The sequence below is a fragment of the Methanoculleus sp. SDB genome, assembly GCA_001412355.1.
Lineage (GTDB): Archaea > Halobacteriota > Methanomicrobia > Methanomicrobiales > Methanomicrobiaceae > LKUD01.
This window is the reverse complement of record LKUD01000059.1, coordinates 15,080-34,186: the sequence shown is the minus strand read 5'-3', so window position 1 is coordinate 34,186 and position 19,107 is coordinate 15,080. Positions and strand designations below refer to the sequence as shown.

Annotated in this window: 29 protein-coding genes and 1 pseudogene; 28 read left to right on the top strand and 2 right to left on the bottom strand. The window is 56.4% G+C overall.

The annotated features are described in order from the left end of the window. Positions 1–1,297 (bottom strand): annotated as a pseudogene (locus APR53_04075). Positions 1,298–1,614: 317 nt separating this feature from the next. Here APR53_04075 and APR53_04070 point away from each other — a divergent pair. Both APR53_04070 and APR53_04065 read left to right on the top strand, forming a co-directional pair. Further along, a complete protein-coding gene (locus APR53_04070) occupies positions 1,615–2,601 on the top strand; it encodes a 5,10-methylenetetrahydromethanopterin reductase (GenBank protein ID KQC04112.1) in 987 nt (328 codons plus the stop codon). A 176-nt stretch (positions 2,602–2,777) separates the two neighbouring features. Continuing rightward, a complete protein-coding gene (locus APR53_04065) occupies positions 2,778–3,701 on the top strand; it encodes a galactose-1-phosphate uridylyltransferase (protein ID KQC04111.1) in 924 nt (307 codons plus the stop codon). A 72-nt stretch (positions 3,702–3,773) separates the two neighbouring features. Here APR53_04065 and APR53_04060 read toward each other — a convergent pair whose 3' ends face one another. Further along, complete coding sequence (locus APR53_04060) at positions 3,774–4,613, bottom strand: methylenetetrahydromethanopterin dehydrogenase (protein KQC04110.1); 840 nt, start codon at positions 4,611–4,613, stop codon at positions 3,774–3,776. A gap of 135 nt (positions 4,614–4,748) precedes the next feature. On the opposite strand from APR53_04060, the gene APR53_04055 reads away from it, so the two are divergent. The 26 genes from APR53_04055 (at position 4,749) to APR53_03930 (ending at position 19,102) form a co-directional block, all read left to right on the top strand. After that, positions 4,749–5,153 (top strand): transcriptional regulator, encoded by a 405-nt coding sequence (locus APR53_04055; protein ID KQC04109.1) that lies wholly within the window; start codon positions 4,749–4,751, stop codon positions 5,151–5,153. 729 nt (positions 5,154–5,882) lie between these two features. Continuing rightward, a complete protein-coding gene (locus APR53_04050; protein ID KQC04108.1) occupies positions 5,883–6,896 on the top strand; it encodes a 50S ribosomal protein L3 in 1,014 nt (337 codons plus the stop codon). Between the two features lie 7 nt (positions 6,897–6,903). After that, on the top strand, positions 6,904–7,650 hold the full coding sequence (gene rpl4lp, locus APR53_04045; GenBank protein KQC04107.1) for a 50S ribosomal protein L4: 747 nt from the start codon (positions 6,904–6,906) through the stop codon (positions 7,648–7,650). Continuing rightward, complete coding sequence (locus APR53_04040; protein ID KQC04106.1) at positions 7,651–7,899, top strand: 50S ribosomal protein L23; 249 nt, start codon at positions 7,651–7,653, stop codon at positions 7,897–7,899. A gap of 9 nt (positions 7,900–7,908) precedes the next feature. Next, on the top strand, positions 7,909–8,622 hold the full coding sequence (rpl2p, locus tag APR53_04035; GenBank protein ID KQC04105.1) for a 50S ribosomal protein L2: 714 nt from the start codon (positions 7,909–7,911) through the stop codon (positions 8,620–8,622). A 12-nt stretch (positions 8,623–8,634) separates the two neighbouring features. Further along, on the top strand, positions 8,635–9,048 hold the full coding sequence (rps19p, locus tag APR53_04030) for a 30S ribosomal protein S19 (GenBank protein ID KQC04104.1): 414 nt from the start codon (positions 8,635–8,637) through the stop codon (positions 9,046–9,048). A 5-nt stretch (positions 9,049–9,053) separates the two neighbouring features. Then, the gene (locus APR53_04025) at positions 9,054–9,515 is read left to right on the top strand and encodes a 50S ribosomal protein L22 (GenBank protein KQC04117.1); all 462 of its coding nucleotides are present in this window, start codon (positions 9,054–9,056) and stop codon (positions 9,513–9,515) included. Then, positions 9,515–10,219 carry a 30S ribosomal protein S3 gene (locus APR53_04020; protein KQC04103.1) on the top strand — a complete coding sequence of 235 codons (705 nt, stop codon included), beginning with the start codon at positions 9,515–9,517 and terminating at the stop codon, positions 10,217–10,219. The genes APR53_04025 and APR53_04020 overlap by 1 nt, the downstream gene beginning before the upstream one ends. After that, positions 10,220–10,417, top strand: a complete 198-nt coding sequence (locus APR53_04015) for a 50S ribosomal protein L29 (GenBank protein KQC04102.1) — start codon at positions 10,220–10,222, stop codon at positions 10,415–10,417. It abuts the gene before it with no gap. Further along, positions 10,414–10,689, top strand: coding sequence for a ribonuclease P (locus APR53_04010; protein ID KQC04101.1), 276 nt, complete (start codon positions 10,414–10,416; stop codon positions 10,687–10,689). Before APR53_04015 ends, APR53_04010 begins: the two co-directional genes overlap by 4 nt. Positions 10,690–10,698: 9 nt before the next feature. Continuing rightward, on the top strand, positions 10,699–11,025 hold the full coding sequence (locus APR53_04005; protein ID KQC04100.1) for a 30S ribosomal protein S17: 327 nt from the start codon (positions 10,699–10,701) through the stop codon (positions 11,023–11,025). Then, positions 11,022–11,420 carry a 50S ribosomal protein L14 gene (locus APR53_04000; GenBank protein ID KQC04099.1) on the top strand — a complete coding sequence of 133 codons (399 nt, stop codon included), beginning with the start codon at positions 11,022–11,024 and terminating at the stop codon, positions 11,418–11,420. Before APR53_04005 ends, APR53_04000 begins: the two co-directional genes overlap by 4 nt. Before the next feature lie 10 nt (positions 11,421–11,430). Next, positions 11,431–11,793, top strand: coding sequence for a 50S ribosomal protein L24 (gene rpl24p / locus APR53_03995; GenBank protein ID KQC04098.1), 363 nt, complete (start codon positions 11,431–11,433; stop codon positions 11,791–11,793). A 4-nt stretch (positions 11,794–11,797) separates the two neighbouring features. Beyond that, positions 11,798–12,526 (top strand): 30S ribosomal protein S4e, encoded by a 729-nt coding sequence (locus tag APR53_03990; protein ID KQC04097.1) that lies wholly within the window; start codon positions 11,798–11,800, stop codon positions 12,524–12,526. 20 nt (positions 12,527–12,546) lie between these two features. Beyond that, positions 12,547–13,044, top strand: a complete 498-nt coding sequence (locus APR53_03985; GenBank protein KQC04116.1) for a 50S ribosomal protein L5 — start codon at positions 12,547–12,549, stop codon at positions 13,042–13,044. Beyond that, positions 13,044–13,223 (top strand): 30S ribosomal protein S14, encoded by a 180-nt coding sequence (locus APR53_03980; protein ID KQC04096.1) that lies wholly within the window; start codon positions 13,044–13,046, stop codon positions 13,221–13,223. Before APR53_03985 ends, APR53_03980 begins: the two co-directional genes overlap by 1 nt. A gap of 15 nt (positions 13,224–13,238) precedes the next feature. Beyond that, complete coding sequence (locus APR53_03975; GenBank protein ID KQC04095.1) at positions 13,239–13,631, top strand: 30S ribosomal protein S8; 393 nt, start codon at positions 13,239–13,241, stop codon at positions 13,629–13,631. Positions 13,632–13,644: 13 nt separating this feature from the next. Next, positions 13,645–14,169, top strand: a complete 525-nt coding sequence (locus APR53_03970) for a 50S ribosomal protein L6 (protein KQC04094.1) — start codon at positions 13,645–13,647, stop codon at positions 14,167–14,169. A 5-nt stretch (positions 14,170–14,174) separates the two neighbouring features. Continuing rightward, positions 14,175–14,585 (top strand): 50S ribosomal protein L32e, encoded by a 411-nt coding sequence (locus tag APR53_03965; GenBank protein KQC04093.1) that lies wholly within the window; start codon positions 14,175–14,177, stop codon positions 14,583–14,585. After that, positions 14,578–15,030 carry a 50S ribosomal protein L19 gene (gene rpl19e, locus APR53_03960; protein ID KQC04092.1) on the top strand — a complete coding sequence of 151 codons (453 nt, stop codon included), beginning with the start codon at positions 14,578–14,580 and terminating at the stop codon, positions 15,028–15,030. Before APR53_03965 ends, rpl19e begins: the two co-directional genes overlap by 8 nt. Before the next feature lies 1 nt (position 15,031). After that, positions 15,032–15,559, top strand: a complete 528-nt coding sequence (locus APR53_03955) for a 50S ribosomal protein L18 (protein KQC04091.1) — start codon at positions 15,032–15,034, stop codon at positions 15,557–15,559. 1 nt (position 15,560) lies between these two features. After that, the gene (locus tag APR53_03950) at positions 15,561–16,178 is read left to right on the top strand and encodes a 30S ribosomal protein S5 (GenBank protein KQC04090.1); all 618 of its coding nucleotides are present in this window, start codon (positions 15,561–15,563) and stop codon (positions 16,176–16,178) included. Next, on the top strand, positions 16,178–16,639 hold the full coding sequence (rpl30p, locus tag APR53_03945) for a 50S ribosomal protein L30 (protein ID KQC04089.1): 462 nt from the start codon (positions 16,178–16,180) through the stop codon (positions 16,637–16,639). The genes APR53_03950 and rpl30p overlap by 1 nt, the downstream gene beginning before the upstream one ends. A 5-nt stretch (positions 16,640–16,644) precedes the next feature. Next, a complete protein-coding gene (locus APR53_03940) occupies positions 16,645–17,070 on the top strand; it encodes a 50S ribosomal protein L15 (protein ID KQC04115.1) in 426 nt (141 codons plus the stop codon). A gap of 22 nt (positions 17,071–17,092) precedes the next feature. After that, positions 17,093–18,526: a preprotein translocase subunit SecY gene (locus APR53_03935; protein ID KQC04088.1), complete on the top strand. Its 1,434-nt coding sequence runs from the start codon at positions 17,093–17,095 to the stop codon at positions 18,524–18,526. A gap of 3 nt (positions 18,527–18,529) precedes the next feature. Then, positions 18,530–19,102, top strand: a complete 573-nt coding sequence (locus APR53_03930) for an adenylate kinase (GenBank protein ID KQC04087.1) — start codon at positions 18,530–18,532, stop codon at positions 19,100–19,102. Positions 19,103–19,107: the final 5 nt, after the last annotated feature.

The following is a 19,107-nucleotide window of genomic DNA, read 5'->3' as shown; positions in this document are numbered from 1 at the left end:
GCGGTTTCCGGATTGAAATCGTCTCGTCGGGTACCGGCCCGACTCCGGATACTGCTTCGGGCAATCCTCGTTCACCTGAAAGAGTTCCGGTCGGAAAAGACTCTTCCGACTCGGCACGAGCCGTCCGTTCACGCTCTTCTTCTTCCCGCCGCTCTTTTTCTTTTTCGAGAAGATACATTTCCCGTATCTCCCTGATATCATTGATACGGGGGATATTTTCCAGGCCCGAAAGCATGATGATGATGCCGACATATCCGGTATTCTTGACGGGATAGTCGCCCGACCGCATCTCGAGGCCGGCAATACTGCGATCAATCCATTTGCGCACCGTCTGGAACCCCTTCATCGAGAGTTCCTTTGAGGGGCCGGCTATGAGTACGAGAGCCTTTTCCGCACTGGTCAGATCGCAGGGAACGGATATGTCTTCATAGACCGCATGTTTTGCAAGCGACACGATCCGCGCCGCACGCCGGTGGGCGCCCTCGAAAAAGAATCGTGCCGATCGCCATCGGTCGAAGACATCAAACCAGCTGCTTGGAAGCCGTTCGGCGGCATACCCGATTGCAACAAGACCATTGCCTTTGAGCGTGTTGAGTATTTCTCCGGCATCCAGCACTATCTCTGCGACCTCAAGGCCCTCCTCATTGAACTCGCCGGCACGGAGAAGAAGGCCGACCTGTCGTGCGATCCGCTCGTTGAGGAGCATGTAGACGTCCCTCGGATTCGTCGGCGCCGCCGTTGTTTTCCTCCGGCGATGGCTGCGCTGGTGATTCTCCGCGGAAGCGGCGTACTTCTCCCTGATTTTTTTGTACCAGGTGTCATTGTCAAAGAGGAAGATCGCATCGAAGTACGGCCGGATCTTGTCGATGTCGTCCGCTGCCTTCGCAGATCGTGCGGCTCCTTCACCCAGACAGGGAAGGGTGGTGACGGCAAACACCGGCTCGATAAAGGAGTCCCTGATCTCGGGAACGATGACGCCGGCGGCGTCGACCATACTGCCGCCGAGCCCGAAGAAGACCATGATCGCATCGATCTCCACCGTATCCATGCGCTGGATCGCGGTCATAATCTCTTCTATGTCTATTGTCGACGCGGTGTCATGGTGCTGAACGGGATCGAGGGCCGGGAAATGGAATTTTGTGGAATCCGGGAGATATCCGAGCTGAAGCAGGGTGTTCGAATCGGTGTCGATTGCAATCGCATGCATGCACCCGATCCCGCTTCTGCGGTCGTGGTCATAGAGTTTGTCCACAATCCGGCATCCGGCCCCCCCCAATCCAATCGCAAGCACTCTCATGGTATGTCCCGTTAAAACCATCGTGGCGGCCTCTGCCCGGAGCCGTCCCCGGAGAATAATCCGCTGGCCGCTACGTCATTCCGCCACTTATTCTTTAATTACTATGATGGTCCGAATAACCTAATAAATAATGTGCATTCGGGCAAGCCTTCTCCCCGGCCATGTCGCCCGGTTTCCCGACAGCCGTTCGGTTAAGTCCGGATTTCCGCCCGGTTTCACCGAATTGCGGCTGATAAAAAACGCAATTCCGCGAGGCGGCATTAAATGATAATGTATATTAATCTGGGTGCAATAATACTCAAGTGAGGTGAAATGCCTTGTCATATGGAATAGAATTTGTGCCAGGAAACATTAACGTCAAGCAGGTAGTGAAATACTGTAAGCTCGCAGAATCGAAGGATATTGATTTTGCATGGATTACCAACCACTACAACAACCGCCACTGTTACCCGACCCTCGCGATGATCGCTGCCAACACGGACAGCCTCAAGATGGGCCCCGGTATCATGAACACCTTTACCGACACCCCCGCCGCAATTGCGTCCTTCATGTGTACCCTCAACGAGATCTCCGACGGCCGCGCCGTCCTCGGTATCGGACCCGGTGACCTCTCCACACTTCCGAAGCTCGCCATTGCGGGTGCAAAGCCCGTTGCCCGCCTGAAGGAGGGTGTCGAACAGATCCGGAGACTCTGTGCCGGCGAAGAGATCAAGAAGACCGGTAACATGGAATTCTTCGACTACGACGGTGCGAAGCTGACCGGCGTCCAGCTGCCCGGCAAGAAGGGTATCCCTGTCTACATCGGTGCTCAGGGCCCCAAGATGCTCGAGCTCGCCGGTGCCGTCGGTGAAGGATCGCTCATCAACGCATCCAACCCGAAGGACTTCGAGATCGCCATCCCGATCATCAAGGCAGCCGAGGCAGCCGCGGGACGCAAGGGCCACGATGTCGGTGCGTACACCGCAGTCTCAATCGACCAGAACGAGAAGAAAGCACGGAACGCAGCAAAGATAGTCGCCGCATTCATCGCAGCAGGCTCCCCGCCGCCCCTTCTCCAGCGCCACGGCCTTGACCTGAACAACGTCGCGAAGATCAAGGAAGCCCTTGCGGCATTCGACTTCAGGACCGTCGGCGGTCTCGTCGGTGACAAGGAGATCGAAGCATTCACCATTGCGGGAACGCCCGACGTGGTCCAGCAGAAGTGCGAGGACCTCATGAAGTCCGGTGTGACGCAGGTTATCTTCGGATCACCGCTCGGTCCCGACATGACCAACTCCATCCGCCTGCTTGGCAAGATCATATAAGCGGGATACCAAACACTCCTTTTTTTCTCTCCGAAACGTACCCTCACGCGGAGGGTTTCACTCTTTCATTCCCGTGCACGTTCGCCGGGGATGTCCCGCCCTTAAAAACCGCATCCTTTTTCTGGTTCCTGCTGCCAGTAACAGATAACCAATCCCGGGAGTGCTGGTTGAAGCAGATGTTTTCTATCGTCGAGATCCGGACGGGCACCGGAACGGTGCAGTACCGTCGCGAATTGCTGACAGGTTTTCGGTGCAGGATCAGCACGGAAAGGATACGGCGGTGCATTGATCAGGAACCGCCGATAGCTGCTGCGGGAGAAGCGGACTGTCCTTTTTGTCCCGGGAAGATTGAGGGTTCGACCCCGCGTTTCCCTGACGGATCGCGTATTTGCCGCGGGGAGAGCACAACATTCCCGAATCTCTATCCGTTTGCCGCCTTTCATACGGTTACCGTAATTTCCCGTGCCCACTCGGTCGCCCGGTTCAGCCCTCGCCAGCTCTCTGACGCGCTGCACGGACAGCTCGAATCCCTGCGGGGGTATGACGGGTATGCGAGCATTAACTGGAATTATCTCCCGTCGGCCGGCGCAAGCCTCGCCCATCCCCATATGCAGGGAGTGGCCGATGCCCTCCCTACATCACGAGCCGAGCGATATATTACGGAAAGCCACCGCCACCGGCTCGCAACCGGCAGGATCTACTGGGACGAGCTGCGGGAGCACGAAGCGGATTCTGAACGGTATCTCTTCGGCAAGGAAATTCCGTGGATTGCGAGCGCTGTACCCGTCGGTGAGAAGGAGATCCGCGCTCTTCTCCCGATACGGACAGCAGACGAATTCGGCCCCTATATCGAAACATTTGCAGCCGATCTGCTTCGCATCCTCGATCTCTACCGCGAAGCCGGCACGCACGCATTTAATATGTCCCTGTTTTTCGACAGGAAGGGGTATGACTCGGGATTCCGGGCATTCTGCTCGATAATCGCCCGCATAAATCCCAATCCCTCGTCGATAAGCGATTCTGCTTTTATGGAGCGCCTTCATCTCGAACCGCTCATCCTCACGCTTCCGGAGGACATTGGCAGGAAGCTGAAGCGTTGAGCACCGCGACAGGCCGAAAGGAACATCCCGGCGGGATGCACTGAAAAGGTAGAGAAAAAATAGGGGGTGTAGTTACTCGGGTTTGCTGATAAGCGCCGTCTTGGAGACGATGGTCCCGTCATTCTTGTGCGGTTTTCTTACCACACCGTCTACACCCTTCTCAAGTTCGCGTGCCTCGTCGCAGAGTAGCGCCGCGACGCGCATCATCTCGTGGGCACTCGCGACAATCGGGACGTAGTTTTCGAATCCCTTTGTCATGAAACAGCCCTTCACGTTCACCATCGCGACAGCCGCTGCAATCTCGAATGCTGCGCGGGCTTTTGCGTAGGCGTAGGGGTTTGTGAATTCGCCGGCAACTGCCTTGTCCGCGGTCACGACAAGCTTCGGGAGCACGAGCTCCGCACCCTTTTTGCCTGCCTTGACCTGGTCGATGACCTCGTCAATCGCGAGCTGCATCTTCCGGAACGCCCCGGTGATCGAGAGTACCTTGACAAGGTTTCCGTTGTAGTCCGCCATTTCGATGGGGTCGAGGAATTCGCGGCGGGCGCCGATCATCGCGTCTGCCTTCTGGATGATGTATCCGAATCCGCTCTCCTTGAGTTCGGGCCATTCCTTCTTGGTCGTAACATCGTCGGTAATGACGATGACGGGAATGCCTGCGGCTTTGAGTGCTTCACGTGCTCCGGCGGGTCCGGGGAGTACGCCGTTCGGGGAGACAACGATCGCGAAGTCGGGGCCATATGCCTTGAGGTTGCTCACGACACGGTCAACGTCTTCGACTTCGAGCTTGGTTCCGCTCGTCGCCATGAAGGTCTGCATATCCGTCCTGTCAGCACGCTCATCGAGCAGAAGCTCGACCATCACACCACTTGCAATGTTGCCTAATTTTGCTACTCCGACTTTAATTACCATGTTAACACCTCTCAACTATGAGAACAACACAGTATCATTCAGTTGAAATATAAACGTTTTGAAACGCAATTTTTTGGGCGATGTTGCGATATGTTAAGGAAAAGTGTTTAAGTTTATGGGGTGAGATCTTCCACAATGAAAGAGGGGCTACTTACCGAACGGCAGAAGGAAGTATTGCGGTACCGGAAGAAGGGCTTGACGCAGCAACAGATTGCTGACCTGATTTCGACATCGAAGGCAAATGTCTGCACAATCGAAAAAGCCGCTTTCGAAAATATTCGAAAAGCGAAGGAAACGCTTGAATTCCTCTATACGCTTGATGCTGCACATCTGTGCACGATTAAAGCCGGTACAGACCTTCTCGATGCGGCAAAAGAGATCTTCACGTCGGCTGAAACCATGGGCATTAAGGTCAAATATGATACCATCAGCCTCGCAAACCGGCTGCGGGAATCAAACCCCGAAAGGTTCCGTGCCCGGTATATCCGTGAGGATATTGATGTGTACATCAACGCCGAAGGCGAGCTCTACTTCGGATGAAGCCGCGGGCTTTGCCCGATTGCACCGTCGTCAGGCTCCGGGCAGACCGCGCCGGAGGATTTTTTAGGCAAGGTTTATATTCATTTCAGGCTAATATTTAGGAAACCGTTATGAAGTCATCCTCCGGCAGGCGGGAAAATCCGGGCCTGATTGGCCCTATTTCCCCGTGATGTCCGAAAAGAGGCACGCGAGCCGAATGGTTCGCAGGCGAGAGTCTTCTTTCGCATGCTCATATCCGGGAATACCCGCAGCATGCTGCGGGGCGATACCGAGAAGGAGTTGTGTTCGTCAGAACACAACGGGCTGACAGACGTAGGATCTGATCGGGACGTATTCGGGTGGACGTTTCTGTGCAAACGAGCCCGGGTCCGGCGGGTAAATACACCCCCGCAGAGGACGCGCCCCGCTATCAGGATCTGTTCGCGAGACGTGGGTAATGCTGGTGCACACCAGTCACGATACCATACCGGACCGTTCCGTGCCCCGTGCGTGGCAGGCATAATGCATGCCATCCACCGGCAGAAGAACGGTACACCGCCGGCGCGGAGTCGGTTTCATTTCAGTCGGACAATTAAGCAATTGTTCCGTCTCGGACGTTATCATCACGTGCAGGCAGGACGAGAGGAAGCGTCCCGCTCCACGGGCAGGCGCGAAACAGGCGCTGCCGGAGGTGCCGTTTGTATAATGGCACGAAATCTCCCTCCAGACCAGAAAAGGATTGATTGAACCATGGGAACAGTATCAAGACCGCGCAGGGGTTCGCTTGCGTACAGTCCCCGGAAACGTGCAAAAAGCCCGGTGCCACGGTACGGCGCATGGCCTGAGCATACGGGAGAACCGGTACTGCAGGGATTTGCAGGATATAAGGTTGGGATGACGCATGTCATCATGGTCGACGACCATCACTACAGCCCGACCGAAGGCAAGGATATCATGGTCCCGGTCACGATTGTCGAGATTCCTCCGATGAAGGCGGCGGCAGTCAGGGTGTATTCGAAGGATACCTACGGCAAGCATGCACTGGCCGAGGCATGGGCGGCGTCGCTCGATACATCACTCGAAAACCGGATCACGCTTCCGAAGAAACACAGTACCGAGGACGCACTTGCGGCAATCCGGAAGGCTGCGGAAAGCGGAGATATCGTCGAGGTCTTTGTCCTGACCTATACCCAGCCCGCCCTGATTACCGGGGTGCCGAAGAAGGTACCCGATCTGATGGAAATGCGGGTCGCAGGCGGAAGCATCGACGAGCGGATCGAGTATGCAGCCTCCCTCCTCGGGCAGGAGATCGAGATGGGATCCATCATCAAGACCGGCCAGTATGTCGATATCACCGCGATTACCACCGGGAAGGGAACGCAGGGTCCTGTCAAGAGATGGGGCATTCAGGTCCGGAAACACAAGCATTCCCGTGGCGGAAAAAAGCGCCACATCGGCAACCTGGGTCCGTGGACCCCGCACCACGTCCGGTGGCAGGTGCCGCAGGTCGGCCAGATGGGGTACCAGCAGCGGACCGAGTTCAACAAGCGCGTCCTGAAGATCGGCGAAAAAAGCGACAACGTCAATCCTGACGGAGGATTCCTCCACTACGGCCTTGTGCGCAACCGGTATGTGATGATCAAGGGATCCATCCCGGGCCCGGTAAAGCGTCTCATCCGCATCAGGCCGGCCATACGCCAGCACGAACATGTCGAACGCATTCCCGCAATCCAGTATGTGAGTCTGCGGAGCATGCAGGGGTGAATAAGCGATGAAAGCACAGGTTAAAACACTCGAAGGCAGTGACATTCGTGAAATCGATCTTCCCGCAGTCTTTGCGGAGGATTACCGCCCCGATCTGATCAAGCGCGCAGTGCTGGCACTCCAGAGCACGCGGTACCAGCCCCACGGGACCAACCCTCTCGCGGGACTCCGTACGTCGGCTGCTTCGTGGGGGAGCGGTCGCGGCGTTGCACAGGTGCCCCGTCTGAAGAACGGATCGCGTGTCGCACGGGTGCCTCAGGCTGTCGGCGGACGAGCCGCACACCCGCCGAAGGTTGAGAAGATCCTTGTCAGGAAAGTCAACAAGCAGGAAAAGAGGAAAGCAATTCGTTCCGCTATCGCCGCCACCATGAATCCCGACCTTGTGGCATCACGTGGTCACCGGACGGCGAGCGGCTGCTCCGTCGTGGTGGAGGACAGTTTCGAGCAGATATCCCGGACCTCGGAGATTATCGCCGCACTGCAGGCACTCGGCATGTACGAGGATGTCGAACGCTCGAAGGGAAGCAAGAAAGTCCGGGCGGGCAGAGGTAAAATGCGCGGCCGCCGGTACAAGCAGCGCAAAAGCCTGCTCATTGTGACCGCCGGCTCGCCGCTTCTGGCAGGGAGGAACCTTGCCGGCGTAGATGCGGTCAGTGTTGACCAGCTCAATGTCGAACTCCTCGCACCCGGCACGCACGCGGGCAGGCTGACCGTCTGGACCGAAGGCGCCATCCGCCAACTGGAGGCGACGTGAATGAAACTTAAGTATCCGTTCGTGACTGAAAAGGCCACCATGATGCTGGAAAAGGAAGGAAAACTCCAGTTTCTGGTGCGAAAGGAAGCGACCAAGGCGGGAATCAGGCGTGAGATCGAGGCGATGTTCGACAAGGAGGTCACCTCCGTCCGCACGATGATTACGATGAAGGGAGAGAAGAAGGCTGTCGTCGGTTTTTCCGATGAAAAGGCTGCAGAGGAGATTCTCAGCCGGCTTGGAATCATGTAGGTGGGGACTATGGGAAAACGTATTATTTCACAGAACCGCGGGCGGGGCGGCCCCGTATACAGGGCTCCGTCTCATAAATACAAGGCGGCACTCCGCCACCAGAGCTCCGCGGACGCGGCGGTGAACGGGCGTGTCATCGACATCGAACACGATCCCGCCCGTCACGCTCCCATTGCCCTTGTCCGTCTCGAGGACGGCAGCAAGACCTACATGCTTGCCACGGAAGGCATCGGCATCGACCAGGAAATCTCCTGGGGGGGCAGTACGGTCAAAAACGGAAACACCATGGCACTCCGTGACATTCCGGTCGGTGCATATATCTGCAATATCGAAGCCCGTCCCGGTGACGGCGGCAAGTTCGTCCGTGCCGGCGGCGTGCAGGCACAGGTCATCGGCAAGGCGGAAGGGCGTGCGGGTGTGCGGATGCCGAGCGGCAAGAACAAGTGGTTCAAGGAGACCTGCATGGCAACCGTCGGTATTGTGGCAGGCGGAGGCCGGGGCGAGAAACCCTTTGTCAAGGCCGGAAAGAAGTATCACAAGATGAAATCCCAGGCACAGAAGTGGCCGAGGGTGAAGGGCGTCTGCATGAACGTCATCGACCACCCGTTCGGTGGCGGCGGGCACCAGCACTGCGGCAGGCCGAAGACGGTCGCACGCGGAACATCGCCGGGCCGAAAAGTCGGGCACATCGCGGCACGGCGCACGGGGAAATGGAAGAAGTAAGGGGGGTCGGATATGGCAAAAAAGACACAGAAACGGTTGCCGAGAAGGAGAGAGGAGTTCACCTATCACGGCTACAAAATCGAGGAGCTCCAGCAGATGGGCATCAGCGAGCTTCTCCCCATCATGCCTTCACGTACACGCCGGAAAATAAACCGCGGCCTGTCACGGGATCATGAGAAACTGCTCAAGGAAATCAGAGACGGCAAGGAGCGAATCCGGACGCACGTGCGTGACATGGTGATTCTCCCCGATATGATCGGAAAGATCGTCGAAGTATACACCGGCAAGGAATTCGTCAAGGTCGAGATCCAGCCCGAAGCAGTATTTCACTACCTCGGCGAGTTCGCGCTTACGCGCCGGAGAGTGGCTCACGGGAGCGCCGGTATCGGTGCGACGCGGTCGAGTAAATACGTACCCCTGAAGTGATGACCATGGCAAGGACAGACTATTCACTGAAGGAGACGGGAGAAGGAATCGCCCGTGCGAAGGCCAACGAGCTTCCCATATCGCCGAAACACTCGATGGAGATCGCTGGTTTCGTAAAAAAGATGACCACGCAGGAAGCGATTGCTTATCTGACCGAGGTTGTCGCGAAGAAGAAGGCCATTCCGTTCAGGAAGTTCAACAGGAACATTGCGCACAAGCGCTGCCTCACAGGCTGGGACGCCGGGCGCTTTCCGGTGAAGGCGTCGGCTGCGTTCATCCGTCTGCTCGAATCGGTTGAAAAGAATGCGGAATATGCGGGTCTCGACACGGAAAAGCTCCGGATCGTACATGCATCCGCAAATCGCGGGCGGGGAATGAAGGCGTTTTTCCCCCGTGCGATGGGACGTGCGACGCCGAAGCGGCGTGAAACCGTTAACATCGAGGTAGTTGTCAGGGAGGTGGAGTGATGGCGATTGAACGGCGTTTTATCGAAGACGGAGTGCGCAAGGCACGTGTAGAGAAATACCTGACAAAGGAACTGAAGCGGGCCGGATACGGCGGTATGGATATCGCCCGTACCCCTCTCGGGACACAGGTGACGATCTTTGCAGAGAAACCGGGCATCGTCATCGGCAAGGGCGGGAAGGTCGTCCGGGAACTTACCCAGAATCTTCATTCGAAATTCAGCATTGAATCGCCCCAGATCGAGGTGCAGCAGGTCGACAATCCGAACTTCAACGCTCAGATCATGGCGGAACGCCTTGCAAACTCGCTCGAGCGCGGATGGTACTTCAGAAAGGCCGGCTCCAGCGTCATCCGCCGCGTTATGGAATCGGGAGCGCTCGGGTGCGAGGTTGTGCTGGCCGGAAAACTCACCGGCTCGCGTGCACGGGTCCAGAAGTTTACCGACGGGTATATCAAACACTGCGGCGAGCCCAGCGAGACGATTGTGGAGAAGGGCTTTGCCCTCGCCATCAAGAAACTCGGAACGATCGGTGTGCAGGTCAAGATTATCCCGCCCGGCGCGGTGCTCCCCGATCACTTCGAAGTGCTGCCTTCCCAACCCCGGAAACCCGAAGAGGAAGAAGGGCTAACACCGGAAGCACTCGGCGAGGAGATCGATGCCGAGCTCTCTGCGATGGAAGATGTTCCTGTAGAGGAGGATATCTGAATGGCGATCTTTCGTGCCCGTGAAGTCGCTCAGCAGAGCGATGTCGAACTCGAGGAGCAGCTTGCCAAGCTGCAGCTTGAAATGATCCAGAATAAAGGGAAAGTCAGCGCCGGCGGTGCGACGGAAAATCCCGGCCGCATCCGCGAGCTGCGCCGGACTATTGCCCGGATCAAAACAGAGCAGAGTCAGCGCAGATGATTACGCCGCAGAACGTGCTCCGGCACGAACTCATCGGGCTGTCCGCCCGCGTTGTATCGGCACCAAATCCCTGTCTTCTGGGGATCGCCGGGACCGTGGTGGATGAGACCCGTAATATGCTGGTGATAGAGACTCCAGGCGGCCAGAAAAAAGTACAAAAATACTGCACGCTGCTTGATCTCCGCCTTCCCGATGATACCCATGTGCGGGTTGATGGGTCGGCCCTGGTCATGCAGCCGGAAAAACGAATCAGTATGCGAATCAGGAATTAGAGGTAAAATATGGCTTTAAAAACAGGATTAAACGTCAAGGCTCCCGAACAGGAATGCACTGACGTGAATTGTCCATTTCACGGCACTTTACCGGTGCGCGGCCAGGTGATTACCGGTAAGGTCGTGAGTGACCGGATGCGGGATTCCGTCGTCGTCGTACGGGACTACCTGCATTATGTGAAAAAATACAAGCGGTATGAAAAACGAAGTTCCAAGCTTCATGCGCACAGCCCCCCGTGTCTTAACGTTAAGGCCGGTGACACCGTCAGGATTGCCGAGTGCAGGCCTCTCTCGAAGACCAAGACCTTTGTCGTTGTGGAGGTGCTTCCGGAATGAAAGCGAAACAGTCCCGGACCCCCCGCGCTCTTGCGACGGGTTCGCGGCTTACCTGCGCCGACAACACCGGTGCCCGCGTCATTGAGATAGTCTCTGTGGACAGGTTTCACGGGGTCCGTCGGCGTCAGCCGAAGATGGGTCTCGGTGACATGGGAACGATGAGCGTGAAGAAGGGAACGCCCGACATGCGCAGAAAGCTGGTAAAAGCGGTTATCATCCGACAAAAGAAGGAAATCCGCCGTATCAACGGGCTCCGTCTGTCCTTTGAGGACAATGCCGCCGTTGTGACGAACGAGCGCGGCGAACCCCGCGGCACCGAGATCAAGGGACCGGTGGCACGTGAAGTTGCCGAGCGCTTCCCGAAGATCGGGTCCATGGCGACTATCATTGTATGAGGTGTGCGGAATGGTACGAATCTTAAGCAAACAACCGAGAACACAGAGAAAGATCCGCTACAATGCACCGCTCCACCAGCGCGGTAAATTCCTCTGCGCACCGCTGGATTCCGCTCTTCAATCGCAGTACGGGACCCGCTCGGTCCGCATCGTGAAAGGCGATACGGTGAAAGTGCTCCGCGGTGATTTTCATGGGGAAACGGGTGTTGTTGACGGTGTCAGCCTGAAAACATCCCGGATTCTGGTGCACGGCGTATCTGTCACGAAGGCCGACGGCACGGAAGTGCCCCGGCCCGTTGATCCGTCGAATGTTCAGGTCACCAAACTGAACCTGAAGGATAAATCGCGGGAGAGCCGCATCAGGAGGGCCTGAATCCATGTCACATCACTTGAAACGCCTGACCACGCCCGATTCATGGCGAATCGCGAAAAAGGCGAACACATTTGTCACGAAGACCGCCCCCGGACCCCATAATGCCGGTGCAATGCCGGTTGCAGTATGGCTCCGTGATCACATGGGTATTGCCCGGACGATGAAGGAAATCAAAAAGATCCTCACCGACCGCGCGATCATCGTCAACGGCAAAATCTGCACTGACCCGAAACTTGGCATCGGCATCTTCGATATCATCTCGATTCCGAAAATGGAGAAGCATTACCGCATTCTCCTGAACAAGAACGGTGATTTCGTCTCGATTCCCATCTCGGAAGAGGCTGCAGCGACACGGCTCTGCAAGATCCGCAACAAGACGATCATCAGGGACGGACAGATCCAGCTGAACCTGTTGTATGGGGCGAATGTCCTCACCGACAGCCAGCAGTACCGGCCCCGGGACTCCATCGTGCTGTCGATCGGCGGGACGGATTTCTTCACGATCATCGATCACTTCCCCTATGCCGTTGGCAACATGGCAATGGTGATTGGCGGGCGTCACTCAGGTAAAGTCGGCCGGATTGTCGAGATCAGAGAAGTGCCGGGAAGCACACCCAACCGCGTGATCCTCGAGGATAAGGAAGGAAGTGACCGGTTCGATACGATCGATAACTATGTCTTTATGGTGGGACGGGAGGAGCCTGCCGTCTCTGAATGGGGGATTGAGCAGTGAATCCCACAGCAGTGAATCCCATGCAGGATGTCGTCATTGACAAGGTCGTTGTCCATATGGGTGTCGGCGAATCCGGAGAGAAGCTGGTGAGGGCCGAGGAGATCATGCGGGCAATCACCGGCCAGCAGTCCGTGCGTACGATTGCAAAGCGGACGCAGCCTGCCTTCGGCATCAGGAAGGGACAGCCTATCGGGTGCAAAGTTTCGCTTCGCGGCAAAAATGCCACCGCGTTTATCGAGACCGCCCTCGGGATCATCGAAAAAACGCTCTCTGCAGGACAGTTCGATATCAACGGCAACGTTTCCTTCGGCATTGAAGAGCACACCGATTTCCCCGGACAGTCATATGATCCGATGATCGGCATCTACGGCATGGACGTCACGGTCGTGATGGAGCGCCGCGGAGTGCGTATTGCCCGTCGGAATATCGAACGAAAGAAACTGCCGGCACGGCAGCGGGTACGTCGCGAGGATGCGATCCGCTTCATGCAGGACGCGTACCAGGTGGAGGTGCAGTAATGGCGGGAGAACAGACCGGAAAGGAAGCGCAGAAATCGACACGGAAATTCGGGCGCGGTGCAAACGAATGCCAGATGTGCGGCCGGAAACAGGGCCTCGTACGCCGGTACAACATTTACCTCTGCCGCCAGTGCTTCCGCGAGTGGGCTCGCAAGATAGGCTTTAAGAAGATGGATTGAAAGGAGAGGAAAATAATGACACGACTCAATCCAATCGCTGATGCGTTGAGCACAATCAAAAACGCCTCGGATGTCGGCAAAGACGGGTGTATCGTCGAACCGGCAAGCAAACTCTTCGGCGCGATGCTCGGCATCATGAAGGAAAACGGGTATGTCGGGGACTTTGAGTTCATCGATGACGGACGCGGCGGCCAGTTCCGCGTCGGGCTGAACGGCAGGATCAATAAATGCGGTGTTATCACACCCCGGTACTCCGTGAAAGCGAATGAGCTCGAGTACTGGGAGACCCAGTACCTGCCCGCGAAGAATTTTGGAATTCTCCTTATATCCACGTCGAAAGGCGTTCTGTCGCATGAAACTGCACGTAAAAACGGTATAGGCGGAGAACTGCTGGGATATGTATACTGAGGGAGATAGTACAATGGTATTTGAAAGAAAGGTCGAGATTCCCGAGGGTGTCACCGTTCAGATGGACGGTTCGACACTTCGGGTTTCCGGGCCCAAAGGTTCCCTCTCACGCGATATGCGGTATCCGCAGGTGACTATCGAGTGTACTGACACCGAGGTGTGCGTCAGAACGGAGTCGGCCCGGAAACGGATCATCGCGATGGTCGGCACCTATGCGGCGCATGCGAACAATATGTTCAGGGGAGTTTCCGGGGGCTTTGAGTACCGGATGAAGGTGGTATACAGCCACTTTCCGATTCAGCTCAAACTTGCGGGGAACAAGCTCGAGATCATCAATTTCCTTGGTGAAAAAGAACCGCGATTTGCGCGGATTCTTGATGGCGTGACCGTTAAACTCGGAAATGATGAAGTTACCGTTACGGGGAATGACAAGGATGCCGTCGGTTCAAGCGCCGCAAATATCGAGACGGCAACACGCATCCGGAAACGCGATCCGCGTGTTTTCCAGGACGGCATTTATGTCGTGGAGAAGGTGTGATTCACATGGCGGATGAGATTAAGAGGCTGATTCGGGCGCGTGCCCGCAACCGTGCAACGTTCAAACGCCAGGGATTAAGCCGGAAAAAGAAGCTTGATGATACATGGCGGAGACCGCGTGGACTGCAGAGCAAGCAGCGTAAACAGTACCGTGCAAAGGGACGCCACCCGAAACCCGGGTTCGGAGCACCTGCATCGGTCCGCGGGTATCATCCGAGCGGATACGAGGAAGTTCGTGTATGCAACGTCGCCGATCTTGAGGGGCTCGACGCAGCCACCCAGGCGGTGCGTATTGCAGGGACTGTCGGAAACCGCAAACGCGAGGCAATTCAGGTAAAATCTCTTGAATATGGCCTGAAAGTCCTCAATCCAAAAGAGATTGTCTCTCCGGAAGCGGAGGTGACGGACGATGAGTGACCTGAGTAACCAGCGGCGGATGGCTGCCGCGATCCTGAAGTGCGGCGTTCACCGGGTATGGCTGGATGCCGATCGCATGTCAGATATCGAGAATGCCATCTCCCGCGACGATGTCCGGGGGCTTATTGACGAGGGTGCGGTCCGGGCACGCCCGGTTGTCGGAGTCAGCCGCGGCAGAGCTCGGATCAAGGCAGCGAAACGTTCATACGGGCACTGCAAGGGTGCCGGGCGGCGTAAGGGTGCCGCCGGCGCACGCAATCCGTCAAAGGCACAATGGATGCGGAAGATCCGTGCAATCCGGCGCTCTCTCAGGGAGATGCGGGATGATGAAACGATTGATCGCCACCTCTACCGGGTGATGTACCGCAAGGCTGCCGGTGGGCAGTTTCGCAGTGTTGCGCATATGAAAGCGCAGATGGAATCCATTGCAGGGAGGATGAATTAATATGGCAACGGGACCGCGATATTTTGTCCCATTCCGGAGACGGAAAGAGGGGAAAACAGATTACTATCAACGCATGAAATTGCTCCTCTCTGAAAAACCCCGGATGGTCGTTCGGAAAACGAACCGCCAGATCATCATCCAGCTGGTTGAAGCCGATCTGATCGGTGACCGGACTCTGGTCGCAGCCTACTCAACGGAGCTGACCGGTTTCGGTTACACGGGAGCGATTGCCAATACGCCGGCCGCATACCTCACCGGCATTTTGTTTGCCGTGAAAGCGCAGAAGGCGGGATATGAGGAAGCAATTCTCGATATCGGGCTGAACCGCGCCTCGGTTGGAGCACGGGTGTTCGCAGCGCTGAAAGGCGCCGTAGAGGCCGGCCTCGATGTGCCGTTCGGTGAGAGCATCCTTCCCGACGATGATCGTGTCAGGGGGGCGCATATCGAAGCATATGCGCCGGAACGTGCGGGAAATCTCGTGCAGAACGTCGAAGAAACAGCAGAAAAAATAAAGCAGGAGCTGGTGTGAGATGGCTTGGGAAAAGGAAGAATGGATTCCTCTCACCGGCCTGGGAAAAGCGGTTGCTGCCGGACAGGTTGCGAATCTCGACGACGTGCTCGAGAGCGGCAGGCCAATCAAGGAACCACAGATCGTGGATTATTTCCTTCCCGATCTTGAAGACGAAGTTCTCGATATCAACATGGTGCAGCGGATGACCGATAGCGGAAGGCGCGTGAAGTTCCGCTGCGTGGTTGTTGTCGGTAACAAAAACGGATATATCGGGTTCGGACAGGCGAAGGATGCCCAGGTAGGGAACGGAATTAAAAAGGCGATCGAGAATGCAAAGCTGAACCTGATCAAGGTCAAGCGCGGCTGCGGCAGCTGGGAATGCGGCTGTGGCGTCGGGCACTCGATCCCCGTCGAGGTGGAGGGCAAGGCAGGCAGTGTCAGTGTTACCCTCAAACCCGCCCCGCAGGGTATCGGGCTCGTGACGGGCGATATCGGAAAGAAAGTGCTCGAACTTGCCGGGATAAAGGATGTCTGGTCCTATACCAGCGGACATACCCGGACGACGATCAACTATGCCAAAGCGACGTTTGAGGCGCTGCGGCAGACCAACCTGATAAGGATGGGAGGTTCCGAGTAATGTACGCAATAGTTCAGGTGCGCGGTGTCGTCAAGACCCCGCGAGAGATCAAGGACACGCTGAAAATGCTGCGTCTTCATCATATCAACCACTGCGTGCTCGTACCGGATACACCCGCATACCTCGGGATGATCAGGAAAGTGAAGGACTTCGTCGCGTACGGCGAGGCGGATGCCGACATGATTGCCGAGATTCTCCGCACCCGCGGCCGACTCACGGGGAACATCCGGCTCACCGACGAGTATGTGAAGGAAAACTCGCAGTTTGCCGACATCGATGACCTTGCCCGGGCGCTCTGCAACGGCGAAGCGGCAATGACGGCAGTACCCGGCCTTAAGCCGGTAATGCGGCTGCACCCGCCCCGGAAAGGATTCCGCTCAATCAAGCGGACCTATCAGCAGGGCGGTGCGCTTGGATACTACGGGCAGGAGATCAATCAGCTCCTGCATAAAATGAGGTGACAGGAATGCCGGTAAACAAACGTTCAAAATACCGGGGTTCCCGGACCTGTGGTGGCGGAACGCACAAAAACCGCCGGGGTGCCGGAAACCGCGGCGGAAGGGGCAGGGCGGGTCATCGTGATCACCGCTTCACCCACTATCTGCTTGCAGGGCTTGTGCACAATGGCAAGCACGGCTTCGTCAGGAAGCAGTCGTCCCCGATGAAAGTGCTCGACATCGGTGAAATCGACCAGATTGCGAGCGATCTCGTCGACGCCGGCATCGCCGGAAGGGACGGGGATGCAATTGTACTGGATGCAGACCGGATCGGTATCGATAAGATACTTGGTGGCGGAAAAGTAACACAGAAGCTGCATATTCAGGCGCGTGCATGTTCCGAGCAGGCACGAAGCAAGATTGAGACCATGGGCGGTCAGATTACGATCGCCTGAAAAAAAACTTTTTGGTGAACGAATGGGAGCGATGCTGGATCAGTTAGAGCCGCTCCTCGCCGCGATGCCCGCGGTCAGGAGCCCAGAAGGTCATGTCCACTTTAAAAACAAACTCCTGTGGACGCTGGCAGTTCTGATCATATATTTTATGCTGACAAATATTCCGGTTTTCGGACTCGATACCAATGCACAGGATATCTTTCAGTATTACCGTGCACTTCTCGCAGGTGCGAACGGGTCCATCGTGCATCTCGGTATCGGGCCGATTGTCACCGCATCTATCGTGCTGCAGCTCCTGAAGGGTGCCGATCTTCTCACCATCGATACGAGCGACGCCCGTGGGCAGGTCATGTACATGGGGCTGCAGAAACTGCTGATCTTTGTCATGATCATCTTTGAGGCGGCTCCGAACGTCATCGGCGGGTTTCTCCAGCCTGATCTCGGCATTGCAGACGCATTCTTCGGTGGAAACGCAGCTGCGCTCTCCTTTGTCATCTTCCTCCAGATATGCCTCGGTGGGTTGCTGATCTTTTTACTGGACGAAGTCGTGACCAAATGGGGCATGGGGTCCGGTGTGGGTCTCTTTATTGTTGCCGGAATTTCACAGGGGCTCATCAACGGATTTTTAAACTGGCTCCCGGTCAATGATCCGTATCCGGTCGGCTTCTTTCCGCGCCTTATCGCAGTTATCGGTGACGGGGCAAATTTCCTCGAATATTTCGGGACGGATCTTCTCGCATTCGTCACGACGATTGCCATCTTTCTGGTCATCGTCTACGTGGAGTCGACCCGTGTGGAGATTCCGCTTGCTCATACCGCAGTCCGCGGTGCACGGGCGCGTTTTCCGGTCAAACTGATCTACGCGAGCGTGCTGCCGATGATCCTCGTCCGCGTCCTGCAGGCGAACGTGCAGATGCTTGGTCTCTTCCTCAACAACATCGGGATTACTGTTCTCGGACGGTTTCAGGGCCAGACACCCGTCGACGGGCTGATGTATTTCCTGGCTCCCATTTACGGACCGCAGGACTGGATGTGGTGGACGACCGACCTTGGCCATGCGCCATGGGAGGTTATTTTACGATTGGGGATCGATATCTCAATCATGGTCGTTGGCGGCGCCATCTTCGCTCTGTTCTGGGTGAAGACAGCGGGCCTCGATTCATCACATGTAGCACGCCAGATTCAGATGAGCGGGATGCACATTCCCGGATTCCGCCGCAACCTGTCAGTTCTGGAAAAGTACCTCGACCGGTACATTCCACGGATTACTGTCATCGGCGGTATCTTCATCGGGCTGCTCTCCGTGTTCGCAAACCTCTTTGGTGTTATCGGAGCGGTCGGGGGTACAGGGCTCCTCCTAACGGTCAGTATTGTATACCGCCTCTACGAGGAGATCGCGAGTGAACAGATCATGGAGATGTATCCCTTCATGCGTGGCTTCTTTGGAAAGGAGTGAGGTATTTTGGGAAAAACAGTCGTCATCACCGGCGTCCCGGGCGTCGGAAAAACAACGGTCATCAACGGCGCGATCGATCTCCTCAGAAATGAGGGTGTCGTGTATAATCCAATCAATTTCGGGACATTTATGTTCGATATAGCGTCCCGCGAAGGCCTGGTCACGGACCGCGACGAGATGCGAAAGCTTGACCAGGACGTCCAGCGACGGGTTCAGCGTCTTGCCGCTCAGGGCATCGCACAGACCGGTGGCAATATCATTGTGGATACCCACTGCACGGTCAGCACCCCGCGCGGATTTCTTGCGGGACTGCCTGAGTGGGTGCTTCGGGAACTCAAACCCGATATCTTCGTGCTCGTCGAGACCGACGAGGACCAAATTCTCACCCGCCGCCTCTCTGATGAATCACGTGTACGGGACAGGGAAGGGTACATCGGCATCCGTGATCACCAGCAGTTCAACCGATCCATCGCAGCATCGTATGCGATGCTATCGGGCTGCACCGTTAAAATAATCCGGAACGCGGACTTTTTGCTCGATAAAGCTGTTGCTGACATGGCCGACATCCTGAGGTGAGAGGC